The sequence below is a fragment of the Alcanivorax xiamenensis genome, from assembly GCF_009846745.1.
GTDB lineage: Bacteria > Pseudomonadota > Gammaproteobacteria > Pseudomonadales > Alcanivoracaceae > Alloalcanivorax > Alloalcanivorax xiamenensis.
In genome coordinates this window covers 13,245-30,559 of record NZ_AQPF01000016.1, presented here as the reverse complement: position 1 = coordinate 30,559, position 17,315 = coordinate 13,245, and the positions used below count along the sequence as shown (strand labels likewise).

The 17,315-nt window shown below is 62.3% G+C and carries 15 protein-coding genes; 8 read left to right on the top strand and 7 right to left on the bottom strand.

The genetic code is table 11. From position 1 onward, the window contains the following. Positions 1 to 8: 8 nt before the first annotated feature. From trhO to A6D6_RS11470, 3 genes are all read right to left on the bottom strand, one after another. Positions 9 to 944, bottom strand: a complete 936-nt coding sequence (gene trhO, locus A6D6_RS11480) for an oxygen-dependent tRNA uridine(34) hydroxylase TrhO (protein WP_159660801.1) — start codon at positions 942 to 944, stop codon at positions 9 to 11. Then, entirely contained in the window at positions 941 to 1,273 is a 333-nt protein-coding gene (locus tag A6D6_RS11475; protein ID WP_133490972.1) for a BolA family protein, read from the bottom strand. The genes trhO and A6D6_RS11475 overlap by 4 nt, the downstream gene beginning before the upstream one ends. Positions 1,274 to 1,482: 209 nt before the next feature. Beyond that, positions 1,483 to 3,009 (bottom strand): carboxylesterase/lipase family protein, encoded by a 1,527-nt coding sequence (locus A6D6_RS11470; protein ID WP_159660800.1) that lies wholly within the window; start codon positions 3,007 to 3,009, stop codon positions 1,483 to 1,485. 295 nt (positions 3,010 to 3,304) lie between these two features. On the opposite strand from A6D6_RS11470, the gene A6D6_RS11465 reads away from it, so the two are divergent. Beyond that, on the top strand, positions 3,305 to 3,655 hold the full coding sequence (locus A6D6_RS11465; protein ID WP_133490974.1) for a poly(hydroxyalkanoate) granule-associated protein: 351 nt from the start codon (positions 3,305 to 3,307) through the stop codon (positions 3,653 to 3,655). Between the two features lie 190 nt (positions 3,656 to 3,845). Then, on the top strand, positions 3,846 to 4,826 hold the full coding sequence (locus A6D6_RS11460; protein ID WP_133490975.1) for a malate dehydrogenase: 981 nt from the start codon (positions 3,846 to 3,848) through the stop codon (positions 4,824 to 4,826). A 53-nt stretch (positions 4,827 to 4,879) separates the two neighbouring features. On the opposite strand, the gene A6D6_RS11455 is transcribed toward A6D6_RS11460, so the two are convergent. The 4 genes from A6D6_RS11455 to A6D6_RS11440 form a co-directional block, all read right to left on the bottom strand. Next, positions 4,880 to 5,287: a CBS domain-containing protein gene (locus A6D6_RS11455; RefSeq protein ID WP_236564086.1), complete on the bottom strand. Its 408-nt coding sequence runs from the start codon at positions 5,285 to 5,287 to the stop codon at positions 4,880 to 4,882. A 69-nt stretch (positions 5,288 to 5,356) separates the two neighbouring features. Beyond that, entirely contained in the window at positions 5,357 to 5,839 is a 483-nt protein-coding gene (gene rraA, locus A6D6_RS11450) for a ribonuclease E activity regulator RraA (RefSeq protein WP_133490977.1), read from the bottom strand. A 67-nt stretch (positions 5,840 to 5,906) separates the two neighbouring features. Continuing rightward, positions 5,907 to 6,599 (bottom strand): NAD(P)H-binding protein, encoded by a 693-nt coding sequence (locus tag A6D6_RS11445; protein ID WP_133490978.1) that lies wholly within the window; start codon positions 6,597 to 6,599, stop codon positions 5,907 to 5,909. Positions 6,600 to 6,601: 2 nt separating this feature from the next. Beyond that, a complete protein-coding gene (locus tag A6D6_RS11440) occupies positions 6,602 to 8,830 on the bottom strand; it encodes a response regulator (RefSeq protein WP_133490979.1) in 2,229 nt (742 codons plus the stop codon). 257 nt (positions 8,831 to 9,087) lie between these two features. Between A6D6_RS11440 and A6D6_RS11435 the strand changes: the two genes are divergently transcribed. The 6 genes from A6D6_RS11435 (at position 9,088) to A6D6_RS11410 (ending at position 17,247) form a co-directional block, all read left to right on the top strand. After that, positions 9,088 to 9,483 (top strand): MerR family transcriptional regulator, encoded by a 396-nt coding sequence (locus A6D6_RS11435; protein WP_133490980.1) that lies wholly within the window; start codon positions 9,088 to 9,090, stop codon positions 9,481 to 9,483. After that, the gene (locus A6D6_RS11430) at positions 9,476 to 10,639 is read left to right on the top strand and encodes an isovaleryl-CoA dehydrogenase (RefSeq protein WP_133490981.1); all 1,164 of its coding nucleotides are present in this window, start codon (positions 9,476 to 9,478) and stop codon (positions 10,637 to 10,639) included. Before A6D6_RS11435 ends, A6D6_RS11430 begins: the two co-directional genes overlap by 8 nt. Positions 10,640 to 10,713: 74 nt before the next feature. Further along, on the top strand, positions 10,714 to 12,324 hold the full coding sequence (locus tag A6D6_RS11425) for a carboxyl transferase domain-containing protein (RefSeq protein WP_133490982.1): 1,611 nt from the start codon (positions 10,714 to 10,716) through the stop codon (positions 12,322 to 12,324). Positions 12,325 to 12,445: 121 nt separating this feature from the next. Further along, positions 12,446 to 13,225 carry an enoyl-CoA hydratase/isomerase family protein gene (locus A6D6_RS11420; RefSeq protein ID WP_159660799.1) on the top strand — a complete coding sequence of 260 codons (780 nt, stop codon included), beginning with the start codon at positions 12,446 to 12,448 and terminating at the stop codon, positions 13,223 to 13,225. 81 nt (positions 13,226 to 13,306) lie between these two features. After that, positions 13,307 to 15,283, top strand: a complete 1,977-nt coding sequence (locus A6D6_RS11415; RefSeq protein ID WP_201303772.1) for an ATP-binding protein — start codon at positions 13,307 to 13,309, stop codon at positions 15,281 to 15,283. Then, entirely contained in the window at positions 15,280 to 17,247 is a 1,968-nt protein-coding gene (locus A6D6_RS11410; RefSeq protein ID WP_159660798.1) for an acetoacetate--CoA ligase, read from the top strand. Before A6D6_RS11415 ends, A6D6_RS11410 begins: the two co-directional genes overlap by 4 nt. The last annotated feature ends 68 nt before the right edge of the window (positions 17,248 to 17,315 follow it).

The following is a 17,315-nucleotide window of genomic DNA, read 5'->3' as shown; positions in this document are numbered from 1 at the left end:
GGTCTCCGTTAATGTGATCCGGACTCCCGGGGATTTTGTCCAAGATGGGCTTCGCCACGTTGGCGGGACAGTTCGATCTGACGCTGCCGCTCGGCGAAGCGGGCTTTCTGATCCGCCGTGGATTCGTGATAGCAACGCGGGCAAGACACCCCCGGCTCGTACATCGGGGACAGTTTGTCCTGATCCGAGATCGGCCGGCGGCAGGCATGGCACTGTTGATACTGGCCAGGCTTCAGGTCGTGATCGACGGTGACCCGCTCATCGAACACGAAGCATTCGCCCTGCCACAATGACTCGTCCCTGGGCACGTCTTCCAGGTACTTGAGGATACCGCCCTTGAGGTGATAGACCTCCTCGAAGCCTTGCTGGCGCAGATAGGCGGTGGACTTTTCACAGCGGATGCCGCCAGTACAGAACATCGCCACCCGCTTGTGGCGGGCCGGGTCCAGATTTTCACGCACATAATCCGGAAACTCACGGAACGCCCTGGTGTGAGGATTGATCGCGCCGGCGAAGGTGCCTACTTCGAACTCGTAGTCGTTGCGGGTATCGATCACCAGGGTTTCAGGATCGGCGATCACCCGGTTCCAGTCCTCCGCCTCCAGATAGGTGCCACGTTCGGCATCCGGATCCAGGTCCTCCACGCCCATGGTGACGATCTCTTTCTTGAGCTTCACCTTGGTGCGCAGGAACGGCGGCTCGTGGGTATAGGATTCCTTGTACTCCAACCCCTGAAAACGGCCGTCCGCCGCCAACCAGGCCAGCACCGCGTCAATGCCCTCACGGCTGCCGGCGATGGTGCCGTTAATGCCTTCCCGGGCCAACAGCAAGGTGCCGCGCACGCCGGCTTCGGTCATGCACGCCAGCAGCGGCTCACGCAGGTTCTGATAATCGTCGAGACGGGTAAAGCGGTACAACGCCGCCACCACGATGACATCGTTCATCGACTGAACTCCGGATCATGTTTGCTGCCGCCACGGCAATCCGGCGAGGCCGTCACCTCGCCGCCGCGGGCGTCCCATTCCTCGGGCGTGAACAAATGCAGGGCCAGTGCATGCACCGGACCAGCCAATTCCTCGGACAGTATCGCGTAGATCGCCTGATGACGGCGCACCGGCATCTTGCCGGCGAACGACTCGGACACCACCGTCAGTTTGAAGTGGGTTTCCGAGTCGGGCGGCACGTTGTGACGGTGGCTTTCGTTCTCCACCATGACATGGACCACCGGCATGGCGTCGCGGATTTTGCGCTCAATGGCTTGAGCCACGCTCATACTGCTCTCCGTGGAATCGGGTTTGGGGACGCTATTCTACGGTTTTGCTGGTCATTTTGCAGTCTTTGCCGATAATCCGCTTGCGCGCTTGCACGCAACACGCTGGCACGCTTACACGCAAAATCAAAGGAGCGCCCGGGCAAGCCCGGGGTAACAATGTGTTTTCCAAGCGTGCCAGCGTGTTGCGTGCAAGCGTGCCAGCGGGTTTGCTACGGCCGTGGAATCACCGACTCCCACAGCGCCTCGCCCTGTTCGTCCAGCAACGCCGCTTCACTGTCACCGGGCCCGAACTGGTGCACCCGGCGGCTTTCGCCCCAGGCGGGCCAGTCCGCGCCACGACCGTGGGCAAAGTCGCTCCACACCTGTTGTACCCGGCGGGCAAGCTGTTTCGGCTCCTCGCCACCACCGGTGAAATACTGCCCCACCGGCGTATCGGTAATGCCGAACACGAACGGCACATCGATCACATGGCAGGCGCCCATGGGAATACCGAACTGGGTGCTTGGCCAGGTGAACTGGAACCCCCAGGTGCGCGGCTGCCGGGAAGCCTGAGCGTCCAGCAAACGCAAAGTCGGCACCCGGAAAAGACGGTCGCTCTCCATGGCGGAGAACCAGTCCATGTTGCTGCGTTGCGGGTGCGGGGTGATGTGAGCGCGATAATAGTCGAACAGGCGCTGGCCGTTGCCCGGCGCGGCACGTTCAAAGCGACGCAGAATCTCGGCATCGTCCATGGCGCGCATCTGCTCCACCGTGGGGAAGCCGGCCAACGGCCCGGAATATTGAAAGAAGTTCCATTCGTCCCGGCACACTCCGGCGAGCAGCTCAATATCCGCGCAGGCCCCCTCGGCCATGGCCTGGACCGGGACCCGTGGCAGCAGGTCGCCGTCCACCATTGGCAAAAAATTCATCCCGAACTGAGGGGTGGAATCCCGCAATCCCCGCGCCACCGAAGTACGCAGGGCCTCCCCCTGGGCCGCCAGCCAGGCTTCACCGTCGGCCTGCCGTAAACGGTCGGCGACATCACCCTCGCCGGGCAGCGCCGCCAGAAACGCCTCGGTGACGCGCCGGGACTCCTCCGGCGACAGCACGAAATCGGCGCCGCCGGACTGGATGATGGCGCGCTGGAACAGTGGCCGCGCCCGTGGCGCCGCCATCAGCGAGGCGACACTGAAACCACCGGCGGATTCGCCGAAAAGGGTTACCTGGTCCGCCCGGCCGCCAAAGGCCTCGATGTGGCGATTCACCCATTCCAGGGCGGCGATCTGATCACGCAACCCCAGGTTGCTGTCCGCTCCCGGCAGTACCGAAGCAAAATCGGCGAAGCCATGAGCGCCCAGCCGGTAGGCGGCGTTGACCACCACCACCTTGCCATGACGAGCCAGCTCGGCGCCGTTATACAGCATCTGCGAAACCGATCCGGCGGTGTAGCCGCCGCCGTGATACCACAACATCACCGGAAAGAGGCCCTCGCCTTCGGGAACCCAGATATTCAGATACAGGCAATCCTCGCCGGATTCCTCCACGCCCATCAGCGGGTTACGGCGCTGCAAGGAGGGCAGCGGATAACGGTCAGCCCGTTGCATCTGATCACTGTCGGGCAGCGGCTGGGGCGCCTTGAAACGGCGCTCGCCCAACGGTGGCAAGGCATAAGGCACGCCCCGGAATTCGTGGACACCCTCCCCCGGTACGCCCTGATAGCGACCCTGCGACAGGGTCACGGTCTGTTCATTCGCCACCTTGTTCTCCTTAGAGCCTGTTCACGATCTCTACGCCACCGCGCCGGAGCTCATTTTGCCGTCAGAGCGTGATTTCGATTGTGCGGTCTAGTCATTCTACATAAACAAGCGTAATCACGCTCTGGCGGCAAAAGGGGCCCGGCCCTTCGGGTTGCGCTGGAGTAGAGATCGTGAACAGGCTCTTAGCATTGGCTGGTTGTCGAATTGTTCGACAGAAAAAAAGAGCCCCGCATGCACTCAACGTACACTTGTAGCCGTTACTACAACGCTTACGACTTGGCACAGGAGCCATTCAATGAGTGAACATGACGTAGCAGAAGCCCAGACCGAAGTCACCGAAACCGCAGGCCTGCGCGCGCGCCTGTCCGCCACCACGGACAAGCTTAACAAAGCCGCCCGGGGAATCGTGAATCAGATTACCGGGAATGGTGAGCGCCTGTTGAACGGGCTGGTGGAGACCGGTGAAGCGCTGCGCGGCAAGGCCGGTGACAAAGCCAAGGCCGTGGTCCCTCAGGACTGGCGTGCCAATCTGGCCCATGTGCTTGGCCTGCCCACCCGCGACGAAATGGACGCGCTGGGCAAGAAGCTGGACCGCATCAGCCGCAAGGTCAACAAAATGGCCCGCGAGCAGAAAGCCGCCGGCTAAGCGCCCGGACGCGCTTACACGCAACACGCTTGCACGCTATACCCAAAGCCTGATCGCCGGCAGCAACTAGGTGCCGGCGTGTTTGCGTGTTGCGTGTAAGCGTGCTAGCGACTCCTTCCCCCGTGCGCTTGGCGGCGCGGTCCTCTATAATGCGCGCCGACTTCATCTCCCCACGATCTAGGAGACCTTCATGAAAGCACCTGTACGCGTGGCGGTGACTGGCGCCGCTGGTCAAATCAGCTACTCCCTGCTGTTCCGCATCGCTTCCGGCGACATGCTTGGCAAGGATCAGCCGGTGATCCTGCAACTGCTGGAAATCACCCCCGCTCTGGAAGCCCTGAAAGGGGTGGTGATGGAACTGGAAGACTGCGCCTTCCCGCTGGTGGCCGGTATCGTGCAAACCGACGACGCCAATGTGGCCTTCAAGGACGCCGACTACGCCCTGCTGGTAGGTGCCCGTCCCCGTGGCCCGGGCATGGAGCGCAAGGACCTGCTGGAAGCCAACGCGGCGATCTTCTCCGCCCAGGGTAAAGCCATCAACGACAACGCCAGCAAAGGCATCAAAGTGCTGGTGGTGGGCAACCCGGCCAATACCAACGCTCTGATCGCCCAGCGCAACGCGCCGGACATCGACCCGCGTCAGTTCACCGCCATGACCCGTCTGGACCACAACCGCGCCATGGCGCAACTGGCCAACAAACTGGGCAAGACCGTCAACGATGTGAAGAAGATGACCATCTGGGGCAACCACTCCTCCACTCAGTACCCGGATCTGCACCACTGTGAAGTGGACGGCAAAGTGGCCGTCGATCAGATCGAGCAGGACTGGTACGAAGCGGACTACATCCCCACCGTGCAGCAACGTGGCGCCGCCATCATCAAGGCCCGTGGCGCGTCCTCCGCCGCTTCCGCCGCCAACGCCGCCATCGACCACATGCGCTCCTGGGCGCTGGGCACCGATGAAGGTGACTGGGTTTCCATGGGGATCTACAGCGACGGTTCCTACGGTATCCAGGAAGGCCTGATCTACTCTTTCCCCTGCACCTGCAAGGATGGCGACTGGAGCATCGTTCAGGGCCTGGAAAACAACGAGTTCTCCAAAGCCAAGATGCAAGCCACCGAGCAAGAACTGGCCGAAGAGCGCGACGCGGTAAGCCACCTGCTGCCGTAATCGCCTTCCGTATTCACCGGGGACCCGCACTCGCGGGCCCGGTGAAGCGGCGATCAGGCTTCCGAAACAATACCGTCCTCGGCGGCCATCTCCAGCATCGCGCGCAGAATATCGTGCCGGCTGATCTGCCCCACCAGTTTTCCGTTCTCCACCACTGGAAGGCGGCGGCGGTGGTGGCGCAGAAAAACCTCCATCGCTTCCAATACCGTGGCACGGGCCGGCAGCACCTGTGGTTCACGGCTCATATAATCCGCCACCACACCGATCTCGATACCGTGGTACCGGGCTTCCAGCATGCCGCGCAGGCTGTCTGACTCCGAGAACATCCCCACCAAAACACCCCGCTCCACCACTGGTGCTCCGGAAATACGATTTTCCAGCAACAGCTCCATGGCACGGAACAGGGAGACACCCGGATCAAGCGTAAGCGGACCACGCTTCATGTAGTCCGTTACTTTCATTGTTTTCCACATGATTTCATTCCCTTGATCCAGACGTATCCAACAAACCGCGCCCCCGGCGGTCTGGGCTCATAGCAGAGCTTCGGTGGAAGTGATCACGCCATTGGCATCGGCGTAGACGAAATCACCGGGGCGGAACGTGACACCACCAAAGGTGATGTCGATGTTCAGTTGGCCTTCACCGCGACGGACCGATTTGATCGGCACACAGCCCAGAGTGACCACGCCAAGGTCCAGTTTCGCTAATTCCAGCACGTCACGGCAGGCGCCATGAATAATCACCCCTTCCCAACCGTTGCTCACCGCGTTTTCAGCGATCATGTCACCGATCAGGGCATTGCGCAGGCTGCCGCCACCGTCCACCACCAGCACCCTGCCTTTGCCGTCAGTGGCCAGATGCTCCTTCACACGGGAGTTATCCTCAAAACACTTTACCGTTACGATCTCGCCGCCAAACGCCTGACGGCCACCATAGCTGAACCAATTAAGGCCGGTAACCACGGACACTTTATCGGCATGCTCATCACACAGATCGCAGGTTACGAACGTCATATTCACTCCTTGGCAGGCCCGCCGCGGCGTGGCCGTCGGCCGGGCGAATCAACATTAATGGGGGAAATCAGGCCAGAGCCGGGAACTGACTCTGGAATTTGCCGGCGAACACCTGAAAGTCCCGATACCGTACCCGGTGGACACCGGTGTCCGGCCCCATCAGGGCCATGCCCACCATGGCCTGCGCCACCCGTTCCGCCGGCACCGGCAACCAGTGCGCGTCAGTCCAGCGGGTCACCGGTTCCAGCAACCGGGAGATCAGATTGCCCACGCCTTCCGCCAACCGCTTCTCTCGCCGGTCGCCGCGCAGCAAGGACGGCTGGATCAAGGCCAGCAGCGGCAGACCGAGCGCCTCCAGATCCTGTTCCATGCGCCCTTTCACCCTCGCATAGAAAAAGGAAGAACGGGCATTGGCATTGACCGCGGACACCACCATGAAACGCTGTACACCGGCCTGCCTGGCCATGTGTCCACAGCGCACCACCAACTCGTGGTCCACATGTTCAAAGGCTTCCCGTGAGCCGGCTTTTTTCATGGTCGTACCCAAACAGCAGAACACATCGTCCACTTTGAAGAAGTCGCCTTCCTGTTCCAACTGCTCCGGATCAATCACTTTCTCCCGCAGGCGGGGGTGCTCCACCTCCACCTCACGCCGGGTCAGCACCCGCACTTCATCGTAGGCCTTGCAGCCCAGCAGCAGTCTCAGACAGTGCCGGCCAACCAGCCCGGTGGCGCCCAACACCAGAGCACGTCGGGTCATTATTATTCTCCTTCGCTTCCGTCGTTATCGTCGCTCACCGATCCCAGCGGCAGCCAGCGGCGCAGTACCGTTTCCATCTCCTCAAGATGCACCGGCTTGGCCAGGAAGTCATCCATTCCGGCGGCAAGACAGCGGGCCTGAACGCCCTCGGCGGTATTGGCGGTAATGGCGATGATCGGCGTGCGTGGCCGGCCTTCCTGACGCTCGCTTTCGCGCATTACTCTGGTCGCCTCGAACCCGTCCATGCCTGGCAACATGCAATCCATCAGCACCAGATCGTAGGTCTCGCGCTGCAACAGTGACAACGCCGCCGGTGCATTGCTGAAGGTCGTGACCTGATAACCCAGCTTCGCCAGCATGCCTTTGGTGACCAGCTGATTGACCTCGTTGTCTTCCACCAGCAGCAATCGATAATGTTTGCGGCGCTCCATCGCCTCGGCGTTTTCCAGGGGCAAATCCCGTACCGGCGCGGTCCTCGGCACGCCGAGCAGGCGTTCCAGAGCCCCCCGCAGGACGCTGCGGTGCACCGGCTTCACCAACACCACCAGGCCATGTCGTTCCACCAGACGCTGAATCGCCGGCTGGGCCCGCTCCTCGATAGTGCACATCAGAATCAGTTTGACCGGCCGCAGCGCCGGGTCCACCAGCACGTTGTGGCACAGATTCAGGGCCAGTTCCTGTCGTTCCCGGGTGTCCACCAGCAACAAATGAAACTCGGATTGTTCGCGCTGTCCGGCCCGCAGCGCCTGCAGCGCGTGGTCGTAATCACGGGCACCCTGGCACTGGCAGCCGAGCGCCTCGAGTTCTTCCTGCAAGCCGGCCAGGGCACCGCCCGCGCTGCCCACCACCAGCGCTTGCAAACCGTCCATGGCGCTCAGCAGTTTCTGCGGTTCATTCATGTCGGCTTGCATGCCCAGGCGGACCGTGAACCAGAAGGTGGCGCCCTCGCCTTCCACGCTTTCCGCGCCAATGGAACCGCCCATGGCCTCGGTCAGCCCCTTGCACACCAGCAAGCCAAAGCCGATGTGCTTGGCGGCGAAAGCATCCTGGGCGCCGTCCAGAAAATGGTCCTGGAACAGGGTACGCAGGGTATCGGTATCCATGCCCCTGCCCTGGTCACTGACCCTGACACGCAGCACGCCTTCGTTGTCGCTTTCTTCGGTGAAATCCACGTCCAGGCGGATCTCGCCCTTGTCACTGAATTTGACCGCGTTGCTGAGCAGATTGGTCAGCACTTGCATGAAGCGATCGCGATCGCCACGTACCCGCCGGGGCAGCATGCGATCAACCACCGCGGACAGCTCCAGCCCCTTGCTCTGGGCCATCGGACCAAACGCCTCCAGGGCCTGCTCAAGGGTACCGCGCAGATCGAAATAGTCGGGGCTCAGCACGATGCGGCCAGTGAGGATGCGGGAGTAGTCCAGCACATCGTCGATCAGCGCCAGCATCAGCTTTCCGCTCTGCCCCGCCGCTTGCAGGTATTCACGCTGCTCATCGGAAAGCTTGGTTTCCTCCAGCAGCGACATCATGCCCATCACTGAATTCATCGGTGTGCGCAGCTCATGGGCCAGCCGGTAGACCAGGCTGAGCTGGATGTCGGTACCGGCATGATGATCCCGCCGCCGGTCATGCTGTTCGCCACGCCGTTCACGGGTTACCGCGTGCCAGAACAACTCATACTGTCCCCGGTAAAGGCGGAACAAGTAGAAGGTGTAGGCACCGACCAGAACCACCAGCAGCCACTCTTTCACGCCACCATAGAAAAACAGCCCGAGCAGGACCGGCACGAACATCAATACGATGTAGAGCTGGCGCACGCGCAATCCGGCCATCCAGGAACTGCCCAAAGCGGTGGTGACACCAACGTTGTAGAGAATAACCACGAAGAAGTTGAAGCCGGCGCCGGTGCGCCACAACAGCCACACCGGCATCACGCCCCAGACCAGTGCGTGCAGGATCAGTCCGGCGCCGAACAGCTTGCGCCAGCGCGCGGGACCGGCGCCGTACAGGGCGTCGAACCGGGCGATTAGCCACAACCGGAAGGCCGTGACCAACACCACCGCGGCGCCAACCATCAATGTTTCCAGTTCGTAGGCCCGGTATACCCCGCCCCAGGCCGTCACCAGGGCATAAACCAGAAGGGCCGCCAACACCCCCATCAGGGAGTTCTTGGCGGCCCCGTAATCCACTCGCTTGAGGACCTTGCGATCTTTTCTGTATATCACCGTCATTCTGCCGACATACGGATCAGCCGTAAGTTAGGCCTTGCCGCCATTAAATTCAACCGTAAAGTCACTGTGGGAGCGTGCTTGCAAGCGAATTCTTGACGAACGGGGCGATTCGTTTGCAGCGGCCCGCCGCCCGGAAAAAGCTCCCACGACGGCGCGGTAGCGAATATGGTGGCAAGCAGCACTCCACGAACCGCGATAAGCGGTTGGCATGCCGGCAACATCTTTACGTTTACGTAAACTTCCCCTATGCTGCCACCATGACAACACAAAAGACCTACAGCATCGGCGAGTTGGCCCGCGAATTCCAGATCACCACGCGTACCATCCGCTTTTATGAGGATCAGGGGCTGCTGCACCCGCAACGGCGTGGCCAGACCCGGATTTATCTACCTTCCGACCGCGTCGCACTCAAGCTGATTCTGCGTGGGAAGCGCCTTGGATTATCCCTGGCCGAATCCCGTGAACTGATCCAGCTCTACATCCCCACCGGGGATAACCGCCATCAATTACAAGCCCTGCTCGACAAAATCGCTGAAAAGCGAGCCATGCTCGCGCAGCAACTCAAAGACATCCAGGCCATGCAGCAAGAAATGGATGAGGCTGAACAACGGGCCCGCGAGGCCATGATGCAATTGGAGAACAATAATGTTTGACGGTGGATTGGACTTTCACTTCGACGAAACCCTGAATGCCCTGCGCGACAGCGTGCGCGCCTTTGCCCGGCGTGAAATCGCGCCTATCGCCGCCCGGGTGGACAGCGACAACCTGTTTCCCAATGAGCTGTGGAAGAAGCTCGGTGATCTCGGTGTGCTTGGCATCACCGTTTCCGAAGAGTACGGCGGCGCCGGCCTGGGCTACCTGGCCCACACCCTGGTGATGGAGGAAATCTCCCGTGCTTCCGCTTCCATCGGTCTGTCCTATGGCGCTCACTCCAATCTCTGCGTGAACCAGATTTTCCTCAATGGCAACGAAGCGCAAAAAGCCCGCTATCTGCCCAAGTTGGTCAGCGGTGAACATATCGGCGCGCTTGCCATGAGCGAGCCCGGTGCCGGCTCCGACGTGGTGAGCATGAGCCTGCGCGCGGAGAAGAAAGGCGACCGTTACGTACTCAACGGCAACAAGATGTGGATTACCAACGGGCCGGACGCCAACACCTATGTGATCTACGCCAAAACCGATATCAATGCCGGACCGCGCGGCATCACCGCCTTCCTGGTGGAACGGGATTTCCCCGGTTTCTCGCGGGCGCAGAAGCTCGACAAGCTGGGCATGCGCGGCTCCAATACCTGCGAACTGGTGTTCGAGGACTGTGAAGTGCCGGAGGAAAACATTCTCGGCAAACTGAACGAAGGCGTTCGCGTTCTGATGAGCGGCCTGGATTATGAGCGCACCGTGCTCTCCGGCGGCTCCACCGGCATCATGCAGGCGTGCCTGGATGTAGTCGTGCCCTACGTGCACGAACGCAAGCAGTTCGGTAAGGCCATCGGCGAATTCCAGTTGATGCAGGGCAAGCTCGCCGACATGTACGTGACTCTCAACGCCAGCCGCGCCTATTTGTATCAGGTCGCCCGCTGCTGCGACGCCGGCCAGACCACCCGCAAGGACGCCGCCGGCGTCATCCTGTATTGCGCGGAAAATGCCACCAAGATGGCTCTCGACGCCATTCAGTGTCTCGGTGGCAACGGCTATATCAATGAATACCCCACCGGCCGCCTGTTACGCGATGCCAAGCTCTATGAAATCGGCGCCGGCACCAGTGAAATCCGCCGCATGTTGATCGGTAGAGAGCTGTTCAACGAAAGCCGCTAACACGCATCACGCAACACGCTGGCACGCCGCCTATAGCGTAGTGCCAGCCTGTTGCGTGTGAGCGAGGAATGTCCATGCCTAAAATCATCAGTCATCTTAATAAAAGTGCACCGGAATTCGATCAATACCGCGAGCACAATCTGACGCTGCGCGGGGAACTGCGGGAGAAACTCGCGCGTATCGCCCACGGCGGTGGCGAAGCGGCGGAGACACGATTGCGGGAAAGAGGCAAGTTGCCGGTGCGGGAACGCATCCAGTACCTGCTGGACCCCGGCTCCCCCTTCCTGGAACTGTCGGCGCTGGCCGCCGATGGGGTTTACCCCGGCGAAGACGTCCCCGCCGCCGGCTGTGTCGGCGGCATCGGCCGTATCAGCGGCGTGGAATGCATGATCGTCGCCAACGACCCCACCGTGAAAGGCGGCAGCTATTACCCGCTGACGGTGAAAAAGCACTTGCGCTGTCAGGCCATTGCCGCGGAAAACCGCTTGCCCTGCGTCTATCTGGTGGATTCCGGCGGCGCCAATCTGCCGCGCCAGGATGAGGTGTTCCCGGACCGGGATCACTTCGGACGCATCTTCTTCAACATGGCCAATATGTCCGCCAACGGCATCCCGCAAATCAGTGTGGTGTTGGGCTCCTGTACCGCCGGCGGCGCTTATGTACCGGCCATGGCCGACGAAGTGATCATGGTGCGCAATCATTCCACCGTGTTCCTTGCCGGCCCGCCTCTGGTCAAAGCCGCCACCGGCGAGGTGGTGAGCGCCGAGGAACTGGGCGGTGCCGCGCTCCACGCCGAACAATCCGGCGTCGCCGACCACCTGGCCGAGGACGAACCCCACGCCTTGGATCTGGCGCGGCGCTGTATTGCCCGGCTCAACTGGCGTAAGCCGGAGCAACTCGATCTCCGCGAGAGCCGCGCGCCGGCCTATGATCCTCAGGAACTGTACGGGCTGATCCCGCCCACCACCCGTTCGCCGATGCCGGCCCGGGAATTGATCGCGCGCATCGTCGACGCCTCCGAGCTGGATGAGTTCAAGGCCAGCTACGGCACCACCCTGGTCACTGGCTTCGCCCGCATTCATGGCATACCGGTGGGCATTCTCGCCAACGATGGCGTGCTCTATTCCGAATCGGCGCTGAAGGGCGCGCACTTCGTCGAGCTGTGCAACCAACGCAAGATTCCGCTGCTGTTCCTGCAGAACATCACCGGTTTCATGGTCGGCAAGAAATACGAAGCGGAAGGGATCGCCAAACACGGCGCCAAGATGGTCAACGCGGTAGCCTGCGCCCGGGTACCGAAATTCACCGTGATCACCGGCGGCAGTTTCGGCGCCGGGAACTATGGCATGTGTGGCCGCGCCTACGACCCGCGTTTCATGTTCATGTGGCCCAATGCCCGCATTTCGGTGATGGGCGGCGAACAGGCCGCCAGTGTGCTCACCCAGGTCAAGGTGGCGTCACTGAAGAAGAAGGGCGAGAGCTGGAGCGAGGACCAGGCGCAAGCCTTCCAGGAAGAGATGACCGCCCAATATGAGTCCATGGCCACGCCCTGGTATGCCAGCGCCCGGCTCTGGGACGACGGCGTCATCGACCCGGTGGACACCCGCGATGTGCTGGGGCTGGCGTTGTCCGCCAGCCTCAATGCACCGATCGAGGAAACCCGCTATGGCGTGTTCAGGATGTGAACAAGACGCTGACACGCAACACGCCAGCATGCGGACATGCTGCACGCTTACACACGGAGTACGTTTGTCTTTTGCGTGCAAGCGTGTTGCGTGCAAGCGCCATAAAACTTTGGAGCCTTCCATGAGCGTTCAACTCAACATCAACGGCCCGGTCGCCCGCATCACCCTGAACCGGCCGGAAAAAAGCAACGCTTTCGACAATACCGTCATCGAGGCCTTAATCGACGCTTTCGCCCAGGCTTCCGCCGATGATCAGACCCGTGTCATCGTACTCGATGCCGCTGGCAAACATTTCTCCGCCGGCGCCGATCTCAATTGGATGCGGGCCATGGGCCAACTGGACCATGAAGAAAATCAGCGCGATGCGCTGAGGCTGGCGGCGCTGATGGCATGCATCGATCAGGCCGGCAAGCCGGTCATCGCCCGGGTCCAGGGCGCGGCCTTCGGGGGTGCACTGGGATTGATTTGCGCCGCCGACATGGCGGTGGCGGCGGACAACGCCCGCTTCTGCCTGAGCGAGGTCAAGCTCGGTATTCTGCCCGCGGTGATCGCTCCCTACGTGGTTCGTGCGCTGGGCCCCCGCCAGGCACGCCGCTATTTCATGACCGCCGAAGTGATCGCCGCGCCACGCGCCGGGGAACTGGGCATCGTTCATGAAGTGGTGGCCGAGGATCAATTGGACGCCACCGTGGCAGGCCTGGTTGACGCCTTGTTGAAAGGCGCCCCGGAAGCCCAGTTGGAAGCCCGCGATCTGGTACGGCGCAGTGACGAGCAGCCGCTGGACCAGAACCTGATCGGCTACACCGCCGAATTGATCGCCCGGTTGCGCACCGGTGACGAAGGCCAGGAAGGGCTCGCCGCCTTCCTGGAAAAACGGGCGCCCTCCTGGAGCGCCTCCTGATTCGTTGGTGACCACGCAATCCCGAGAGTCATCGAACCCCGGGAGTGTCATACAGAGATCGATAAAAGGGCTGATATAAGAATGACCAACATCACCACACTGCTGATCGCCAACCGCGGAGAGATCGCCCGTCGCATCATCCGCACCTGCCGCGAACAAGGTATTCGTACCGTGGCGGTTTACTCCGAGGCCGACGCCGGTCTGCCCCATGTCCGCGAAGCGGATCAGTCCGTTTGTCTCGGGCCGGCGCCGGCCCGGGACAGTTATCTGGATGTCGGCAAGGTGATCGACGCCGCCCGCGCCACCGGCGCCCAGGCGGTGCACCCCGGTTATGGCTTCTTGTCGGAGAACACCGCGTTCGCCGCCGCCTGCGACGAGGCCGGCCTGATCTTCATCGGCCCCGGCGCCAACGCCATCCGGGTAATGGGCGACAAGGCCGCAGCCCGACAGTTAATGAGCGAAAACAAGGTGCCGGTGCTGCCCGGATTCGATCAGGAAGGCGCCGACGATGCCACCCTGGCGAGCGAAGCGGAACAGGTTGGTTTTCCATTGCTGATCAAGGCGGTGGCCGGCGGCGGCGGCAAAGGCATGCGCGTGGTGGAAAGCGCGGACCGCTTCGATGAGGCGCTGGCCTCCGCTCGCCGCGAGGCTCAGGGGGCGTTTGGTGACGACCGGGTGCTGTTGGAACGGTACCTGCCCACCGCCCGCCATGTGGAAGTGCAGGTGTTCGCCGACCAACACGGCAACGCCGTCCATTTGTTCGAGCGGGACTGTTCGGTGCAGCGCCGCCACCAGAAAATCATCGAGGAAGCCCCCGCCCCGGGGCTGGACGAAGCACTGCGCGAACGGCTCGGCGAAGCGGCGGTGCAGGCCGCTCGCGCCATCGACTATGTCGGCGCCGGCACCGTGGAATTCCTGCTGGCGCCCAACGGCGAATTCTTCTTCATGGAGATGAACACCCGCCTGCAGGTGGAGCACCCGGTCACCGAGATGATCACCGGCGAGGACCTGGTGGCCTGGCAGATCACCGTGGCCGAGGGACGCGCGCTGCCAAAACGCCAGGAACAGATCCAGCGGCACGGCGCCGCCATGGAAGTGCGCCTCTACGCGGAAAACCCTTATCAGCATTTTCTGCCGTCTTCCGGCACGCTGCAACCGCTGGTGTGGCCGGAAGGCGTGCGGGTGGACGCCGGCTTCGAGGCCGGGGATACCGTCAGCGATCACTACGATCCGATGATCGCCAAGCTGATCTGCCATGGCACCGACCGCGAACAGGCCCGCCGCCGGCTGGTGCTCGGCCTGGAAAATCTCATGCTCGGCGGCATTCACCACAACAGCGCCTTTCTGCACCGGGTACTGAGCAGCGAACCGTTCAGCCAGGCCGAGCTGGACACCCGCTTGCTGGAGAAACATCCGCATCTGCTGGAACCGGTAAGCATACCGGCACAGGCTCTGGCGGTGGCCGCCGCGGCGCTGGTGGTGCAACGGCCGGCGGCCGGCGGCGATCCCTGGCGGACCCTGAACGGCTGGCGGCCATTGAGCCAGCGCCAGACCCTGGTGCCGCTCAAAGTGCGGGACGAGCACCTGATCGTGATCCTGGAGGACGGCGAGGCCAGAGTGAATGGCGCCCCCCTGTCCTTCCGGTTTCACAGTGATGGCGGACGCTTCCATCTTGGTATTGATGGCGGCACACTCGACGATGCGATGACCGGCGGCAACATAACCCTCTCCGGCCGTTTCGTCGACGAGGCGCAACGGTTGTGGCTGTTCATAGCCGGTCAGGATTACGCCATTGACCTGCACCCGGCGCGCGAGAGCGAGCATGATACCGGACACGGCGATTTCACCGCGCCCATGAGCGGCACCATCGTTGCCCTGCATGTCAACCCTGGTGATCGCGTAGACGCTGGCGACGCCGTGATTACATTGGAAGCAATGAAGATGGAACACACCCTGCGCGCCGGTGAAGCGGGCGTGGTTCAGGCCTTCACCGTGAGCGCCGGAGACAGCGTTGGCGAAGGCACGCTGCTGGTGGAGTTTGAAGTGGAGCAACAATGACGACCCTCGATCAACAACCGCTTTGGCAACCGGATCAGCAACGCCTGCAACACAGTGCGCTGAACCACTTCTGGCAACAGGCCCGTGCCCTGTCCGGCCAGTCCTTGCCGGACTATCGGGCCCTGCACCAATGGTCGGTAAACGAACCGGAAGCGTTCTGGAATCTGGTTTGGGACTTCTCCGCGCTGCAGGGCGAGAAAGGCAGCGAGGTGCTGGAACGGGCCGAACGCTTCCGCGACCACCGCTGGTTTCCCCAGGCCCGCCTGAATGTGGCGGAGAACCTGCTACCCCGTCATGACGATCACACCGCTCTGATCAGCGTGGACGAAGCCGGCCAACGGCACCGGATCAGCTACAGCGAACTGCGCGTGGCCGCCGGCCAGGTGGCGGCGCAGTTGCACGACGCCGGCGTGCGCCCCGGCGACCGGGTGGCCGGCTATATGCCCAATCGCATCGAGACCGTCATCGCCGCGCTCGGTGCCGCCTGGATCGGCGCGATCTGGTCATCCTGTTCCCCGGATTTTGGTGTCCAGGGCGTGCTCGATCGTTTCGGCCAGATCGAACCGAAGGTACTGTTCGCCTGCGACGGCTATCAGTACAACGGCAAGTGGATCGATCTGGGCGAGCGCCTGCGGACCTTGCGCGAACAGCTCAAACCGGAACTGCTGGTGGTGGTTCCCGGCCGCGGCAAGGCCACCACCGTGCATGCCGCCCTGCCCTGGCGCGAGTGGCTGGCCGCCGCCGGGCCAGCGCCGGAATTCGCCGCCCTGCCCTTTAACCATCCGCTGTACATTCTCTATTCCTCCGGCACCACCGGCGCTCCCAAGTGCATCGTTCATGGCGCCGGCGGCACGCTGATCCAGCACGCCAAGGAACACCGGTTGCACGGCGACCTGGGCGCCGATGATGTGCTGTTCTACTTCACCACCTGCGGCTGGATGATGTGGAACTGGCTGGTGGGGGGGCTGCAGACCGGCGCCACCCTGGTGCTGTACGATGGCAACCCGGCCTACCCGGACGCCTCCCGGCTGTTCGATCTGATCGACGCCGAGGGCGTGACCCATTTCGGCACCAGTGCCAAGTTCGTTCAGGCGGTGGAAAAGGCCGGCGTGGTGCCGCGCCAGAGCCATGACCTGAGCACGCTGCGCAGCCTGTTTTCCACCGGCTCGCCATTGCTGCACGAAAGCTATGATTTCCTTTATCAGAAGGTGAAACCGGATCTGCTGGTGAGCTCCATTTCCGGCGGCACCGACATTATTTCCTGCTTCGCTCTGGGCAATCCGATGCTGCCGGTGTATCGCGGCGAGTTGCAATGCGCCGGTCTCGGCATGGACGTGGCGGTATTTGATGACCATGGTCAGACCATAACCGGCGAGAAAGGCGAGTTGGTCTGCCGCACGCCGTTTCCATGCTGCCCGGTATCGTTCTGGAACGACCCGGACGGCAGGCGCTTCCAGGAGGCTTACTTCGAGCGTTTCGCCCCCCTTGGCATGGACATCTGGGCCCATGGTGACTATGCCGAAACCGTCGCCCACGAAGGTCACGACGGCCTGATCATCCATGGCCGCTCCGACGCCGTGCTCAACCCTGGCGGCGTGCGCATTGGCACCGCCGAAATCTATCGGCAGGTGGAAACCCTGCCGCAGATTCGCGAGGCGGTGGTGATCGGCCAGCAGTGGCAGGGTGACGTGCGCGTGGTGCTGTTCGTGGTGATGGCCGGGGACGCGACCCTGGATGACGATCTCAAACAAACCCTTCGCCAGACCATCCGCGACGGCGCCAGTCCGCGCCACGTGCCGGCGGTAATCCTGGAAGTGCCGGAAATCCCCCGCACGGTCAGTGGCAAGATCGTGGAACTGGCGGTGCGTGACATCGTCCATGGACGCGAAGTCCGTAACCGCAACGCTCTGGCCAACCCGGATGCACTGGCGCATTTCGCTGACCGGCCGGAACTGGCGGAATAAACCGCCGCCAGCCTCCACACCGTCCGTGTGCTTGTTTCCATATGGGACATGCGGACGGCGGGGGCTGG